Below are 13,967 nucleotides of genomic sequence, written 5' to 3'. Positions count from 1 at the left end.
TCCGCCCTCGTTTCTCGCCTGTTCAGGCGTATCTAGCCCGCCTGTTGCAGCACGTCCAGAAACGCCGCGCCAAACCTTTCGTGACGACGGTCACCCAGAACCTGCTCCATCGCTCGTGGATCATCCGGGTGCAGTTGCGCCACTTTCGCCAGTTGCGAAGCCGTACAGCTTAGTGGTTTGTCGATCCCGTCGGGGCCACGCGACAATTGCGATTGAACCTCAAGCAACTGATCGTAAATGTCGCCCTGATTGCGGCCGGCAAGTTTGCGCCTTGCGGGGTGCAGCTCTTCTACCGCGCCGGTCAGCACCTCAAGGAAAGTGGAACCATAGCGTTCCAGTTTCTTTGACCCGATACCGCTGATCCGCGCCATGTCATCCAGATTTGCAGGTCGGGTTTCTGCCATCTCGATTAGGGTGCGATCAGGAAAAATGACATAAGCCGGGACCCGAGCGGCCTCGGCCAGTGCGCGCCGCTTGGCCTTGAGCGCCGAGAGCAGCGGCGCGTCTTCCTCGGACACCATCGCTTTGACAGCGGGTCGTCGGGTGGCTTTGCGGATGGTATCCTTGCGCAGATCGATCAGCGCTTCACCTTTCAGGATGGGTTTGGCGGCTTCTGTCATACGCAGCGCGCCGTGGCGTTCAGGGTCGGGGCGCACCAAATCATGGCCCATCATCTGCCGGAAGATCGCTTGCCATTGCGGGCGCGACCAGTCCTTGCCGATGCCGTAGGTGGACAGATTGTCGTGTCGCCGTGCGCGAATTTTATCGGTCTCGTTGGCAAGCAGAATGTCGATCAGATGACCTGCCCCGAACCATTCCTCGGTGCGTAAAATCGCGGACAGAGCCATACGGACGGGCGTTGTGCCGTCGAAGATTTCTGGCGGGTTGTCGCAGAGATCGCACTTGCCGCAGGATTCAGCCTGTTCCCCAAAATACCCCAGCAAGGTCTGGCGGCGGCATTTCAGTGCTTCGGCCAATCCCAGCAGCGCGTTAAGACGCGCATGATCCGCCATGCGCCGTTCAGGTGGGGCCAGCCCTTCGTCGATCTGTGAGCGTCGTAGTCGTATATCGTCAGGCCCGAACAAGGTCAGGGTCTCGGCTGGTCCACCATCGCGTCCGGCACGACCGATTTCTTGATAATAGGCCTCGATCGATTTCGGCAAATCCGCATGGGCGACCCAGCGGATGTCCGGCTTGTCGATACCCATGCCAAAGGCGACCGTAGCGACGACAATCAGCCCGTCCTCGCGCGCAAAGCGAGCTTCCACGATGCGGCGATCCTCGGCCTCCATCCCGCCGTGATAGTGGCAGGCCGTGTGACCTTCGGCGCGCAGGGCTTGCGCCAGCACCTCGGTCTTGTTGCGGGTCCCGCAATAGACGATGCCGGATTGGGTTTTGCGCGCGGCAGCGAAATCGAGGATCTGTTTGCGCGGTCCATCCTTGGCGGCAAAAGCCAGATGGATATTGGGCCTGTCGAACCCCCGCAGGAATTTGCGCGGCGCGACACCGTCGAACAGTTTTTCGACGATCTCGTCCTGCGTTTCCGCATCCGCTGTCGCGGTGAACGCGGCGAGGGGAACATTCAAAGCGCGCCGCAGCTCTCCGATCCGCAGATAGTCAGGGCGGAAATCGTGGCCCCATTGGCTGACACAATGGGCTTCATCCACCGCGATCAGATTGACGTTAATCCTACGCAGCATCCCCAGCGCCGACCCGGCGGCCAGACGCTCGGGCGCCATATACAGAAGCTTGAGCCGCCCAGCCTCTAATGCGTCCCATACCGCATCAGTTTCTTCGGGGGTGTTGCCCGAGGTGAGCGCGCCCGCCTCGACACCGGCTTCCTGCAGCCCACGCACCTGATCGCGCATCAAGGCGATCAGCGGAGAGATCACAACAGTCACGCCGTCTCGCAGCAACGCAGGTAACTGAAAACATAAGGACTTGCCCCCACCAGTGGGCATGATCGCCAGCACGTTTTCACCTGCGGTCACGGCGTCGACGATCTCTTCCTGACCGGGGCGGAAGTCGTCGAATCCGAAAACGTCTCGCAACAAGGGTGCGGAGTCGAACATGCGACGGAGGGTCCTGTTTTATGGTTTATCTGCTCTTAAGACAGGACCATCACATACTAAGATTCGGTGAACAAGAGGTCAGTAGAAATAGACCGCGTTGTTGATCAGGATGATCCGCAACGCATAGACCCCGATCAGCACCACCAGAGGGGTCAGATCCAGACCGCCCATGGCGGGCAGAATGCGGCGAATGGGGCCGTAGATCGGCTCTAACAAACGGTTCAGTCCGTACCATATTTGCGCCACCAGTTGCTGGTGCAGGTTCAGCACCTGGAAGTTGATCAGCCAGCTCATGATCACATGGGCAAGGATGATGAACCAGACAATGTCCAGGATCAGCAGAAGGATTTGGATCAGCGACAGCATGGGCACTCCGTTCGTCAATTGTCCTGAGACCTAAGCGTCACAGCCGCAAAGAGCAAGTGCGCCCCAACAGAACGCTTGCGAATTGACCCAAAGCCCCGTCTTATGATCGCAACAATAATAATATGGGGCAGAGATGGCTGATATTTCCAAGCGTAAGCGCATCTGGGGCTGGTGGTTTTTCGACTGGGCCAGCCAGCCGTTCCATACATTGCTAGTGACCTTTGTCTTTGGCCCCTATTTCGCCGGGGTGGCGGCTCAATACTATGCGAATACCGGATTAGACACCGATGCAGCGGCGGCGCAGGCGCAGACCGTCTGGGCGAATTGCCTGACCATAACTGGGCTGATCATCGCGTTCGGAGCGCCCCTGTTGGGCGCGATGGCGGATGTTTCGGGTCGACGCATCCCGTGGATTCTCGGGTTTTCGGTGATGTACGCGGTGGGGTCTGCCGCGTTGTGGTACACGATGCCCGATGGCTCGAACATGTGGTTGATGCTGTCGGCTTTTGGTCTGGGCTTTGTGGGCGCAGAATATGCACTGATCTTCATCAACTCTCAGCTGCCCGATCTGGGTGACGATAGAGAAGTGGGCGAGATTTCAGGTTCGGGCTTCGCCTTCGGCTATTTCGGAGGCCTGTTGTCGCTGGCCATCATGCTGGCGCTGTTTGTTGAACAGCCCAACGGCAAGACCTTGATTGGTATGAATCCGTTGTTCGGGCTGGATGCGGCAACGCGTGAAGGGACGCGGTTTGTCGGCCCCTTCACCGCGGGATGGTTCGTGTTGTTCATGGTGCCGTATTTCCTGTGGGTTCGGGATGATCCTGAGACCAACAAACAGGGTAGCGTGGGTGAGGCGCTGCGCTTGCTGGGCAAGTCCGTGGCGGCGCTGCGTCACCGGGTCAGTCTGGCGACCTATCTGGGGTCTTCTATGTTCTATCGCGACGCGTTGAACGGGCTATACAGTTTCGGAGGCGTCTATGCACGGCTGGTGCTTGAATGGGATTTGATCAAGATCGGCGTGTTCGGAATTGTCAGCGTTCTGGCCTCGGCCATCTTTGCCTGGATCGGAGGCAAGATGGATCGTAAATACGGCCCTAAACCGGTGATATTGGTTGCGATTTGGGTTCTGATCTTTGTCTGCGTAACGGTTGTATTGATGGATCGAACACAGATCTACGGAATTTCATTGCCCTTAGGCTCGGGTCTGCCGGACATGGCGTTCTTCGGGTGCGGAGTTCTGATCGGCGGCATGGGAGGTATTCTGCAATCCGCCAGCCGTTCAATGATGGTACGCCATACTGATCCCGCCACCCCGGTCGAGAGTTTTGGGCTGTACGGGCTTTCGGGTCGGGCGACCGCCTTTGCAGCGCCGCTATTGATCGGAATAGCAACAGCAGCAACCGGTAGTGCAAGACTGGGGGTGTCACCGATCATTCTGTTGTTTATTCTGGGCCTAGTCCTGATGCGCTGGGTGAAACCGGAAGGGGATCAGAGCAGATGATTTTACTACGTTTTTTGGCCGTTCTGGCCGCAATAGTACTGGCAGGCGTGGCCACGGCACAGCCCTTGGCCAAACAGTTGTTTGGAGCCCAGAAGGTGGGGTCGCAGCAAAAGTCCGCCGCATTCGGCAGTTATTCGCGCGGGTGCGCCGCCGGGTCGGTGCAACTCCCTGAAACCGGGCCAACTTGGCAAGCCATGCGCCTGTCGCGCAATCGCAATTGGGGGCATCCTCAGGCGATCGACTATGTGCAGGATCTCAGCCGGTTTGCCGCGAAACAACCGGGGTGGAATGGTCTCTATATCGGGGATATCAGCCAACCGCGGGGGGGGCCGATGACCTCGGGCCATCGTTCGCATCAGTTGGGTTTGGATATCGATATCTGGATGCTGCCGGGCGATAACATGCGCCTAAGCCGCAAAGCACGCGAGAATATCTCGTCTATATCCTTGCGCCGCGCGAACGGCGCGTATGTAAACGGCAACTGGACCAAGCAGCACCATGCGGTATTGCGCGAAGCCGCTAAGGACAAGCGCGTTGCCCGGATCTTCGTATTCCCGGGTGCAAAGGTGCAGATGTGCAATGACGAGAAGGGCAACAAAGCCTATCTGCGCAAGATCCGGCCATGGTGGGGACATCACTATCATTTCCACGTGCGGCTGAAATGCCCGAAAGGATCGAAAGGCTGTGTAAATCAGGACCCGCCACCCAAGGGTGATGGTTGCGCCGAGGCGCAGCAATGGGTGCGCAATATTCTGAACCCACCGCCACCTGATCCAAATGCGCCGCCGCCCAAGAAACGTCGTGAATATCGAATGGCGGACCTTCCCCAGCAATGCGCCGCAGTCTTGCAATCCAACTGATTGTTGCAACGCTGTTGGCCAGTGCCGTTTCGGCAGTTGGTACCAGCCCGGCAACGCTTCTAGCCCGATTTGACTGGTACAACAGTGCCTGTTGGTTTGGCGGGTTCTCGGCCCTTCATTTGTCGGAAAACGGCCGGCAAATGATCGTGCTCGGCGACCGGTCGAGGCTTGTGACCGCGCGGATCAACCGGGATGGAGACCAAATCAGGAATATCCAGATACTGAGATACGGACCCATCTTCTCGAGCAAAGGGCGCAGCCTGAGCGGTCGGGCAGGGGATTCCGAAGGGATCGCTGTCGCTCCGGATGGGAGCCTATATATCTCGTTCGAAGGTGTGCACCGAGTGGTCCATTATTCCACACCGGGGGCCAAAGCCAAGGTATTGCCCCGCCCGGAGGCTTTTCATGATTTAGAGCGCAATGGCTCGTTCGAAGCATTGGCGATCGATGATCGGGGCAGGCTTTACACCCTGACCGAGAAATCCCGCACCGCAGACGGTAAAATCCTCGTCTATCGGTGGGATGGCCACCACTGGACAAGGCCGTTTGTTTTGCCGCCGAGTGGAAGGTTCCTGCCGGTTGCGGCAGATTTTGGACCCGATGGGCGTTTGTATGTGTTAGAGCGCGCGGTGTCATTTTTCGGCTTCCGCTCGCGACTGCGGCGCTGGGTGATCGCAGATGATGCACCCGTGTCACAAGAGATTCTGTTCGAAACCAGCACCGGGACGCATGACAATCTCGAGGGCCTTTCTGTCTGGCGCGATGTGCAGGGGCGGCTGCGCGCAACGATGATTTCCGACGACAACTTCTTCTTTCTGCAACGCACTGAATTGGTCGAATACTTGCTGCCTGATTGACAGGCGGCAGACAAAGGTCTAAACGCACGGCCTGCCTCGGGATGAGCCTGGGGCCAAGTCGCCGCTACCTTGTCAAAACGGGCATCTGAAAATGCAACGCAGCTTTATTCCCGGCATCCTTGCCATGGCCTCGATCGTCGTGGCCTCAAACATCCTGGTCCAGTTCCTGATCCTTGACGGCCTGTTGACCTGGGGTGCCTTCACCTATCCGTTGGCCTTTCTGGTCACCGACATCATGAACCGCGTCTACGGCGTGGGTCCGGCCCGCAAGGTCGTATTCGCCGGATTTGTCACCGGTATCATCTGCTCGCTGATCGGCAGCCAGATCATGCTGCAGGGTGACGGCTTCACCTATGCCGCCGTGCCGCTGCGCATCGCAGTCGCTTCGGGCACCGCCTTCCTGATCGCGCAATTGACCGACGTCACTGTGTTCAACTCACTGCGTGGTGGCCGCTGGTGGCGCGCGCCGCTGGTGTCGACACTGGTCGGTTCAGCGCTGGACACCGCGATCTTCTTTACGCTGGCGTTCTCGGCCTCGGTTACCGTCTTTGGTGCCAATGCAGACGCTGCGATCAACTGGGCGTGGGAGCCTGTGCCCTTCATGCTGTCCGGCCCGATGGCCCCGCTGTGGGTGACGCTGGCCTTCGCTGACTGGCTGGTGAAACTGTCGCTGGCACTAATCGCCCTGATTCCGTTCAAGGTGATCGTCGCCCGTCTGACCGCTGCACAGCCTGCGTAAAAAAGTTCTTTGAGATTGGCACAACTTGTGTCACGCTCCTTGTTAACCGCAACAGATAGAAAAGGAGGTGATCCAGTGTCGAGAAAGAGATTGGAGAGAGGTGTTGGAACAACCGGGGGGATCGCCTGTTAAGGCAGCCCTTGGCGGAGCGCTCGCTCCGGCTGGTCGATTGATCTAACCGACCCAACCTCCTGAACTTTCGAAGGGCCGTCCCGCCGGGGCGGCCCTTTTTGTTTTCAACTGCGCCCTGTAAGGTCCGATCCATGTTGCGCATCACCGACGATATCGCCCTGCAAGACTGGGAAATGACCGAAAGCTTCGTGCGGTCCTCTGGTCCGGGTGGGCAGAACGTCAACAAGGTCTCCACCGCCGTTGAGCTGCGGTTCGAGGCCGCGCGCTCACCCTCCTTGCCTGATCCGGTCAAGACACGTTTGAAACGGCTGGCCGGACGTCGCTGGACCAAGGACGGCGCCATCATCATTCAATGTGAAGAAACACGGTCTCAGGCCCGCAACCGCGACATCGCGCGCGCCCGGTTGGCTGAACTGATCACGCGGGCTTTGGTCAATCCCAAGCGCAGGATCGCGACCAAACCCACTTATGGTTCGGTCAAGCGAAGGCTTGCTGCTAAGAAAGCCCGCGCGGATGTCAAAGCCCTGCGAGGCAAAGTGTCCGAAGATTGATCTGGCAGTTTCGCTGCACGTTGCTACTCTGCCGGTGCAAGACGCAGGGGAGGTAAAGCCATGAGGCTTGAGGGAAAAACCGCCATCGTAACCGGCGGCGCATCCGGGTTCGGCGCAGGGATTGTGCAAAAATTCTTGGCCGAAGGTGCCCGCGTGATGATCGCAGATATCAATGGCGAAGCGGCTTCCGACATGGCGTCCGCGGAGGGCACGAATGCCATCGCACAGCACGTTGATGTCTCGGATGCGGCATCGGTTCAGGCCATGGCACATGCGGTATCGGAAGAATTCGGAAAACTTGATATTCTGGTGAATAATGCGGGCGTGACGCACCTGCCGGCCCCACTTGAGGACGTCGATGACGATGAATTCGACCGCGTCTTCGCCGTGAACATGAAATCCGTCTACCTGACCGCGCGCGCCTTTGTTCCGCAGATGAAGATACGCGGCGCGGGGACGATCCTGAACGTGGCCTCAACGGCAGGCCTGTCGCCGCGCCCTAATCTGAACTGGTACAACGCCTCCAAAGGCTGGATGATCACCGCGACCAAGACGATGGCCGTCGAACTTGCCCCCTCGGGCCTGCGCGTTAACGCGATCTGCCCGGTGGCGGGTGAAACCCCGCTGCTGAAATCCTTCATGGGTGAAGACACCCCGGAAATCCGCGCCAAATTCCTGTCGACGATCCCGCTTGGTCGCTTCTCAACCCCCGAAGACATGGCAAACGCCGCCTGTTTCCTCTGCTCGGACGAGGCCAGCATGATCACCGGCACAGCCCTAGAAGTGGACGGAGGCCGATGCATCTGATCCGCCCTTCATCTGGCCATAAATATCTCCGCCGGAGGCAGCGCGCCCCGGCGCGCTTTTCGGCCCAGTGCGCGAGACGAAAATGAACCCCGGACCCAGAAACCTGATCACTGATGTCGCTGGCCTCAAGGTTGGCAATGCGCACGATGATACGCTTAAATCAGGCACAACTGTCCTGACGGCGGACAACCCGTTCATAGCTTCGGTTCATGTGATGGGCGGCGCCCCCGGCACGCGTGAGACCGACCTTCTGGCGGTCGACAAAACTGTTGATCGGGTTGACGCGATTGCTTTGTCCGGCGGCTCGGCCTTTGGACTGGATGCGTGCTCGGGCGTTTCAGACGCATTGCGCGCTCAGGGGCGCGGATTTCAGGTCGGTTCGGCCGTCGTGCCCATCGTGCCGGGCGCGATTCTGTTCGATCTACTCAATGGTGGAGATAAGAACTGGACCGAAAATCCTTATCGCGATCTGGGGAAGTCTGCGTATTTGACCGCCTCACCAGAATTTGAACTGGGCTCGGTGGGGGCTGGTACCGGCGCATTGGCCGCGATGCACAAGGGTGGCTTAGGCTCGGCTTCGTTAAAGCTTGAGGGTGGCGTAACCGTCGGCGCGCTGGTGGCGGCCAATCCGCTTGGCAGCGTAACCACACCGGGTGATCGGCATTTTTGGGCTGCGCAGTTTGAGATCGATGGCGAGTTCGGTGGATTGGGGCCAGATCCGACCTCGGGTCTTGGTTCCTCTCTTGTCAGCCGTAAGGCGCAGATGATGCATTCTGCTCCGCCAGATCGCGCAAACACCACGATTGCTATAGTTGCAACTGATGCAGCGCTGACCAAACCGCAATGCCAGCGTCTGGCGGTAGCAGCCCATGACGGCATCGCCCGTGCCATTGTTCCTGCGCACACGCCTGGCGATGGAGATCTGGTATTTGGTCTCAGCACCGGCGCGCGCACGATTGGCCCCGAGGCGATGGCGATGATCGGCCATGCGGCCTCGATCTGTCTTGCGCGCGCGATTGCACGGGCTATCTATCTGGCTTCCCCCCGCGCTGGCGACCTGCTGCCCTGCTGGTCGCAGTTACATGACTTCGGTTAAGTACGACACCGATCGCCTGTGACACAGTGCCGTCGCGCGGCAATCTGCGCGTTGACTCTCTGCTGTGCCAGCGATCCATTCGGTGCAGCCAATTCATATCGGAGCAAAAGCTATGAATCGTATCCTTGCCACCGTAATTGCCGGTCTGCTGGCCCTTCCTGTCTATGCAGAAGGTGATGCCGAAGCGGGTAAGAAGACCTTCAACAAATGCAAATCCTGTCACATGATTGCTGACCCTGCGGGTGAAGTTATCGTTAAGGGCGGTAAGACGGGTCCGAACCTGTACGGAATCGCAGGCCGCACCGCCGGCACTGAAGAAGGCTTCAGATACGGCGACAGCATCGTGGCCGCGGGCGAAAATGGGCTGGTCTGGGATGAAGAGACTTTCGTGGCCTACGCCCAAGACCCCAAAGCATTCTTGAAAGACTATTTGGGGGAAACCTCGGCCAAGTCGAAAATGACCTTCAAGCTGAAGAAGGGCGCCGAAGACGTTTACGCCTATATCGTGAGCGTTTCGGGAGAGTAACTCCGCCAACAGGTTTACAGACGAACTTCGAAATGCCGCAGCCCCTGCGGCCTTTCGTGCGATTGATTGACATTGTAATCAGCGCCACTTTGGGGAAAACCGGTAAGGCCATGTGCACCGGAGATCGCCAACAGGAGACGACAGATGGGAATCTTGATCCCGGCTTGGGTTGAGGGCGAACTGACACCCGTCGACAAGCTGGAGGCGCATGAAAAGGGGCTGCGACACAAGGCTGTGTCCGTGTTTGCCGTGCGCGGGACCGAGATATTGCTGCAACGCCGGGCGATGGGCAAATACCACACGCCGGGTCTATGGGCGAATACCTGTTGTACGCATCCGGATTGGGACGAAAGCGCTTCGCATTGTGCCGTCCGGCGCCTGCGCGAAGAATTGGGCATCACCGGACTTTACCCCGAATACCGGCATCGATTGGAGTATCACGCCGATGTCGGCAACGGAATGGTCGAGAACGAGGTGGTCGACGTCTTTCTGGCCCATGTTCGTGGAGCCTTGAAAATCGAGCCTAACCCGGAAGAAGTGATGGATATCCGCTGGGTCGATTACCACGATCTGCTGGCCGAGGTGAAGCGGCACCCCGACCGTTTTACCCCGTGGCTCAAGATTTATCTGCACAATCACGCTGACACGATATTTGGACCTGACCTGATAATCTCGGCCAATTCATAACCCTGCCTTGCAAGGCGGACGCAAGCGGCATACATCAACGCGTCATGGCCAAGCAGAAGCAGAACACTGACCCGAATTACAAAGTGATCGCCGAAAACCGGCGTGCGCGCTTCGATTATGCGATCGAAGACGATCTCGAATGCGGTATTGTCCTGGAAGGGTCCGAGGTCAAATCCCTGCGTGCCGGTGGGTCGAACATTGCTGAAAGCTATGCGTCGGTTGATGACGGAGAGCTATGGCTGATCAACAGCTATATCGCGCCCTATGAGCAGGCCAAGGTCTTCAAACATGAAGAACGCCGCCGCCGTAAACTGCTGGTGTCACGCAAGGAACTGTCGAACCTGTGGAACGCGACCCAACGCAAAGGCATGACGCTGGTGCCGCTGGTGCTTTATTTTAATCACAAGGGTCGGGCGAAGCTGAAGATCGGCATCGCCAAAGGTAAGAAGCTGCACGACAAGCGCGAAACGCAGGCCAAGCGCGACTGGTCACGGCAGAAACAGCGCTTGATGAAGGACCACAGTTAGAACGCCATGGCCGCCTGAACCGCGCGTTGCCAGCGTGCATAGGCCGCGTCTCGGTCAGCTACGGGTTTTGCAGGCTCAAACCGCCGGTCCAGATCCCAGGTTTCGGCGAATCCGGCCTGATCCGGGTAGACACCCGCTTTCATGCCCGCCAGCCATGCGGCACCAAGCGCGGTGGTTTCCTGCATCACCGGGCGGTCGACCGGGGCGCCCAGAATGTCGGAAAGCCCCTGCATGGCCCAGTCCGAGGCGCTCATTCCGCCGTCGACGCGCAGGATCACGTCAGTCTCTGCGCCCCAATCGCCCTGCATGGCGTGCCACAGGTCGCGGGTCTGGAACGCGATGCTTTCCAGCGTGGCGCGCGTGATTTCGGCGCGGCCTGAATTGCGAGTCAGGCCAAAGATTGCGCCCCGGCAATCGGGTTTCCAATAAGGCGCGCCCAGCCCAGTAAAGGCAGGGACGAGAACAACGTGCTGGTTCGGATCAGCTTTGGCGGCCAGTTCACCGCTTTGCGGTGCGGTTTCGATGATTTGCAACGCATCGCGCAGCCATTGCACCGCCGCACCGGCAATGAAAATCGAGCCTTCAAGCGCATAGGTTTTCTGCCCGTCCAACTGATAGGCAATTGTCGTTAGCAGCCGGTTTTTCGATTCAACTGGCTGCGTACCGGTGTTGAGTAGTGCGAAACAGCCCGTGCCATAGGTGGATTTCATCATGCCCGGCTGGAAACAGGCCTGTCCGATGGTGGCAGCTTGCTGATCCCCCGCCACGCCGAGAATTGGAATATTACCGCTAAACAGCGAGGTCGATCCGAAGTCTGCGGCGCAATCGCGCACGTCGGGCAACAAAGCTTGGGGGATGTCCAGCAAGTCGCAGATCTCGGTACTCCATTCCCCTTTGTGAATATCGAATAGCAATGTGCGGGCCGCATTGGTGGCGTCGGTGGCGTGCACACGCCCTTGTGTCAGTCGCCAGATCAGGAAGGTATCGATTGTGCCGAACAGCAGTTCTCCGGCGGCAGCACGGTCGCGTGCGCCGGGGACGGTATCCAGCAACCATTTGACCTTTGTGCCCGAAAAATAAGGATCTAGCAGCAGACCGGTCTGGGCAGTTACGTCATCCTCGCATCCCGCTTTGCGAAGACGCTCGCAAATCTCAGCGGTGCGACGGTCCTGCCAGACGATTGCGTTGTGAATGGGGGCCCCAGTGGCGCGATCCCAGATGACAGTGGTTTCGCGTTGGTTGGTAATCCCGATACCAGCGATCTGTGCCGCGGATACACCTGTCGTTTGCATCACTTCACGACAAACCGTCAGAACGCTGTCCCATATCTCCTCGGCATCATGCTCAACCCAGCCTTCCTGTGGGAAATGCTGTGTAAACTCGTGCTGCGCAGTGCCGACGCGCTGCATTTGCGCGTCGAACAGGATTGCACGAGACGATGTGGTGCCCTGATCGATTGCCAGAATATAGGTCATTCCTGCGCCCCTCCCGCTTTGGTTTTGCAGGACTTTAGCGCAAACACAACCAAACGTGCCAGAGGGGAAATCAGACCGGAGACACCGGTAGATTGTCGATCAGCCGCACGCCGTCGACCAAGGCTGCCGCAAACAGTCGTGCGGGTCGTTTGGCATGGGTCATAGGCTCCAGCGTTTCAGCGCAGCGTAGTTGCAGATACTCCACTTCGTTGAAACCGGCGGCCAAAAGATCGGCCTGTGCCTGAGAAGCCAAAGCTTCGAATTCTTCGCCGTTTTCCAGCGCCTGAACAACTGCACGCATGATACGATGTTTTTCGGCTGCGATGGCCAGACCATCCTCGGATAGCCTTTGATTGCGCGAAGACATTGCTAGGCCCGAAGGTTCACGCACCGTGGGGCAACCAATCACCTCGATAGGGATATCGAGGTCGCGGGCCATCCGGCGGACGATCATAAGCTGCTGATAGTCTTTTTCCCCGAAATAGGCTCGATCCGCTTGCGTTTGCAGGAACAGCTTGGCGACAACTGTTGCCACACCATCGAAATGACCCGGGCGAAATTCTCCCTCCATCGCGTCGGTCAGACCCGAGACCGAGACTGTGGTGGCGAAGCCATCAGGGTAAATCTCATCCGGGTCGGGCACGTATATCGCATCGACGTTGTAAGGCGCGAGCTTTTTCGCGTCTTCTTGTTCGGTGCGCGGATAGTTGGCGAGGTCTTCGGGGTTGTTGAACTGCTTGGGGTTTACAAAGATCGTCACGATCACCCGGTCGCAAGCCGTCTTCGCGGCTTCGGCCAGCGACAGATGCCCCTGGTGCAGCGCACCCATGGTGGGGACAACTCCGATCACCTCACCATTCAGATGCCAATCACGGGTCAGAGCGCGCAAGTCTGCCAGTCGACGCAGAATAGGCGCGGTCATGACTTGGGTCCTTTGTCGGGTACGGCATCGGCAAAGACATGTTCGTCTGCCGGGAAGCTTCGCGCACGAACCTCGGCTGCGTATTCAGCAATGGCGGCTTCGGCCAGCGGGCCAAGATCAGCATAGCGTTTGACGAATTTCGGTTTGAAGGCGGTGAAAAAGCCAAGCATATCGTCCACCACCAGAATTTGCCCGTCGCACCCGGCCGAGGCACCAATGCCGATTGTGGGGATCGCAATCTCAGCGGTAATCCAGTTGGCCAAACCCTGCGGAACTTTCTCTAACACGACCGAAAACGCGCCTGCGTCGGCGACGGCCCGGGCGTCGGCCAATACGGCATCGGCCTGTTCGTCGCGCCCTTGTACCTTATAGCCACCCAAAGTGTTTATCGACTGCGGTGTCAGGCCAATGTGTGCCATCACCGGGATCCCGCGTTTGACCAGAAACCGGATGGTTTCAGCCATCTCGACGCCACCTTCCAGCTTAACCGCCCCAGCTCCTGTTTCCGACATCAGCCGGGCTGCGTTGCGGAATGCCTGAGCCGGGTCATGCTCGTAGCTGGCGAAAGGCATGTCGATCACCATCATTGCCTTGTCCAGACCACGGGCAACGGCCTGGCCGTGCATGATCATCATCTCCATCGTCACACCAAGAGTCGACGTCAACCCGTGCAACACCATGCCGACGCTGTCACCGACCAGAACGAAGTCACAATGCGCATCCATCAACTGCGCCATCGGTGTTGTGTAGGCGGTCAACGAGACCAGTGGATCAGTACCTTTCCGGGCGCGGATATCCTCGGCGTTCGGGGCTTTCTTGCGGGCGGTGGCGCTCATGCTCGCTCCTCGC

General features: G+C 58.6%; 15 protein-coding genes. 10 read left to right on the top strand and 5 right to left on the bottom strand.

Translation table 11 applies throughout. The features are described 5' to 3' along the window. Nucleotides 1-32: 32 nt before the first annotated feature. Nucleotides 33-2,072 carry a DNA helicase RecQ gene (gene recQ / locus ACRZ96_RS16615; protein WP_480814850.1) on the bottom strand — a complete coding sequence of 680 codons (2,040 nt, stop codon included), beginning with the start codon at nt 2,070-2,072 and terminating at the stop codon, nt 33-35. 78 nt (nt 2,073-2,150) lie between these two features. Next, entirely contained in the window at nt 2,151-2,438 is a 288-nt protein-coding gene (locus ACRZ96_RS16610) for a YggT family protein (protein WP_170394943.1), read from the bottom strand. Nucleotides 2,439-2,571: 133 nt separating this feature from the next. Between ACRZ96_RS16610 and ACRZ96_RS16605 the strand changes: the two genes are divergently transcribed. The 10 genes from ACRZ96_RS16605 (at nt 2,572) to smpB (ending at nt 10,721) form a co-directional block, all read left to right on the top strand. Next, the gene (locus ACRZ96_RS16605) at nt 2,572-3,939 is read left to right on the top strand and encodes an MFS transporter (RefSeq protein ID WP_480771864.1); all 1,368 of its coding nucleotides are present in this window, start codon (nt 2,572-2,574) and stop codon (nt 3,937-3,939) included. After that, nucleotides 3,936-4,799, top strand: coding sequence for a penicillin-insensitive murein endopeptidase (mepA, locus tag ACRZ96_RS16600; protein WP_480706553.1), 864 nt, complete (start codon nt 3,936-3,938; stop codon nt 4,797-4,799). The genes ACRZ96_RS16605 and mepA overlap by 4 nt, the downstream gene beginning before the upstream one ends. Then, complete coding sequence (locus tag ACRZ96_RS16595) at nt 4,772-5,656, top strand: esterase-like activity of phytase family protein (RefSeq protein ID WP_480814849.1); 885 nt, start codon at nt 4,772-4,774, stop codon at nt 5,654-5,656. Before mepA ends, ACRZ96_RS16595 begins: the two co-directional genes overlap by 28 nt. 91 nt (nt 5,657-5,747) lie before the next feature. After that, the gene (locus ACRZ96_RS16590; RefSeq protein ID WP_170394930.1) at nt 5,748-6,395 is read left to right on the top strand and encodes a queuosine precursor transporter; all 648 of its coding nucleotides are present in this window, start codon (nt 5,748-5,750) and stop codon (nt 6,393-6,395) included. 263 nt (nt 6,396-6,658) lie between these two features. Next, nucleotides 6,659-7,078 (top strand): alternative ribosome rescue aminoacyl-tRNA hydrolase ArfB, encoded by a 420-nt coding sequence (gene arfB / locus ACRZ96_RS16585; RefSeq protein WP_170394928.1) that lies wholly within the window; start codon nt 6,659-6,661, stop codon nt 7,076-7,078. Between the two features lie 60 nt (nt 7,079-7,138). Further along, on the top strand, nt 7,139-7,885 hold the full coding sequence (locus ACRZ96_RS16580) for an SDR family oxidoreductase (protein ID WP_480561903.1): 747 nt from the start codon (nt 7,139-7,141) through the stop codon (nt 7,883-7,885). 82 nt (nt 7,886-7,967) lie between these two features. Next, complete coding sequence (locus ACRZ96_RS16575; protein WP_480706549.1) at nt 7,968-8,981, top strand: P1 family peptidase; 1,014 nt, start codon at nt 7,968-7,970, stop codon at nt 8,979-8,981. Nucleotides 8,982-9,093: 112 nt separating this feature from the next. After that, entirely contained in the window at nt 9,094-9,507 is a 414-nt protein-coding gene (locus tag ACRZ96_RS16570) for a c-type cytochrome (protein WP_480706547.1), read from the top strand. A gap of 144 nt (nt 9,508-9,651) precedes the next feature. Beyond that, complete coding sequence (gene idi, locus ACRZ96_RS16565) at nt 9,652-10,194, top strand: isopentenyl-diphosphate Delta-isomerase (RefSeq protein ID WP_170394917.1); 543 nt, start codon at nt 9,652-9,654, stop codon at nt 10,192-10,194. Nucleotides 10,195-10,238: 44 nt separating this feature from the next. Beyond that, nucleotides 10,239-10,721, top strand: a complete 483-nt coding sequence (gene smpB, locus ACRZ96_RS16560) for an SsrA-binding protein SmpB (RefSeq protein ID WP_170394914.1) — start codon at nt 10,239-10,241, stop codon at nt 10,719-10,721. Here the strand turns inward: smpB and glpK are convergent. The 3 genes from glpK to panB all read right to left on the bottom strand — a co-directional run bounded on the left by glpK (nt 10,718) and on the right by panB (nt 13,954). Next, complete coding sequence (gene glpK / locus ACRZ96_RS16555) at nt 10,718-12,196, bottom strand: glycerol kinase GlpK (protein WP_480706545.1); 1,479 nt, start codon at nt 12,194-12,196, stop codon at nt 10,718-10,720. The two genes, smpB and glpK, sit on opposite strands and share 4 nt — an antisense overlap. A 70-nt stretch (nt 12,197-12,266) precedes the next feature. After that, complete coding sequence (gene panC / locus ACRZ96_RS16550; protein WP_170514138.1) at nt 12,267-13,118, bottom strand: pantoate--beta-alanine ligase; 852 nt, start codon at nt 13,116-13,118, stop codon at nt 12,267-12,269. Further along, nucleotides 13,115-13,954, bottom strand: coding sequence for a 3-methyl-2-oxobutanoate hydroxymethyltransferase (gene panB / locus ACRZ96_RS16545; RefSeq protein WP_480706543.1), 840 nt, complete (start codon nt 13,952-13,954; stop codon nt 13,115-13,117). The genes panC and panB overlap by 4 nt, the downstream gene beginning before the upstream one ends. Nucleotides 13,955-13,967 lie beyond the last annotated feature (13 nt).

This window comes from Ruegeria sp. CF1 (assembly GCF_056537445.1).
Note: the sequence above shows the minus strand (reverse complement) of the source record. Positions and strands in the feature narration are given on the sequence as shown.

Coding starts and splice junctions, on each gene's coding strand:
- mepA (WP_480706553.1), top strand. CDS start 3,936: ATGATTTTACTACGTTTTTTGGCCGTTCTGGCCGCAATAGTACTGGCA.
- panC (WP_170514138.1), bottom strand. CDS start 13,118: ATGACCGCGCCTATTCTGCGTCGACTGGCAGACTTGCGCGCTCTGACC.
- panB (WP_480706543.1), bottom strand. CDS start 13,954: ATGAGCGCCACCGCCCGCAAGAAAGCCCCGAACGCCGAGGATATCCGC.
- glpK (WP_480706545.1), bottom strand. CDS start 12,196: ATGACCTATATTCTGGCAATCGATCAGGGCACCACATCGTCTCGTGCA.
- ACRZ96_RS16595 (WP_480814849.1), top strand. CDS start 4,772: ATGCGCCGCAGTCTTGCAATCCAACTGATTGTTGCAACGCTGTTGGCC.
- ACRZ96_RS16605 (WP_480771864.1), top strand. CDS start 2,572: ATGGCTGATATTTCCAAGCGTAAGCGCATCTGGGGCTGGTGGTTTTTC.
- smpB (WP_170394914.1), top strand. CDS start 10,239: ATGGCCAAGCAGAAGCAGAACACTGACCCGAATTACAAAGTGATCGCC.
- recQ (WP_480814850.1), bottom strand. CDS start 2,072: ATGTTCGACTCCGCACCCTTGTTGCGAGACGTTTTCGGATTCGACGAC.
- arfB (WP_170394928.1), top strand. CDS start 6,659: ATGTTGCGCATCACCGACGATATCGCCCTGCAAGACTGGGAAATGACC.
- ACRZ96_RS16570 (WP_480706547.1), top strand. CDS start 9,094: ATGAATCGTATCCTTGCCACCGTAATTGCCGGTCTGCTGGCCCTTCCT.
- ACRZ96_RS16575 (WP_480706549.1), top strand. CDS start 7,968: ATGAACCCCGGACCCAGAAACCTGATCACTGATGTCGCTGGCCTCAAG.
- ACRZ96_RS16590 (WP_170394930.1), top strand. CDS start 5,748: ATGCAACGCAGCTTTATTCCCGGCATCCTTGCCATGGCCTCGATCGTC.
- idi (WP_170394917.1), top strand. CDS start 9,652: ATGGGAATCTTGATCCCGGCTTGGGTTGAGGGCGAACTGACACCCGTC.
- ACRZ96_RS16610 (WP_170394943.1), bottom strand. CDS start 2,438: ATGCTGTCGCTGATCCAAATCCTTCTGCTGATCCTGGACATTGTCTGG.
- ACRZ96_RS16580 (WP_480561903.1), top strand. CDS start 7,139: ATGAGGCTTGAGGGAAAAACCGCCATCGTAACCGGCGGCGCATCCGGG.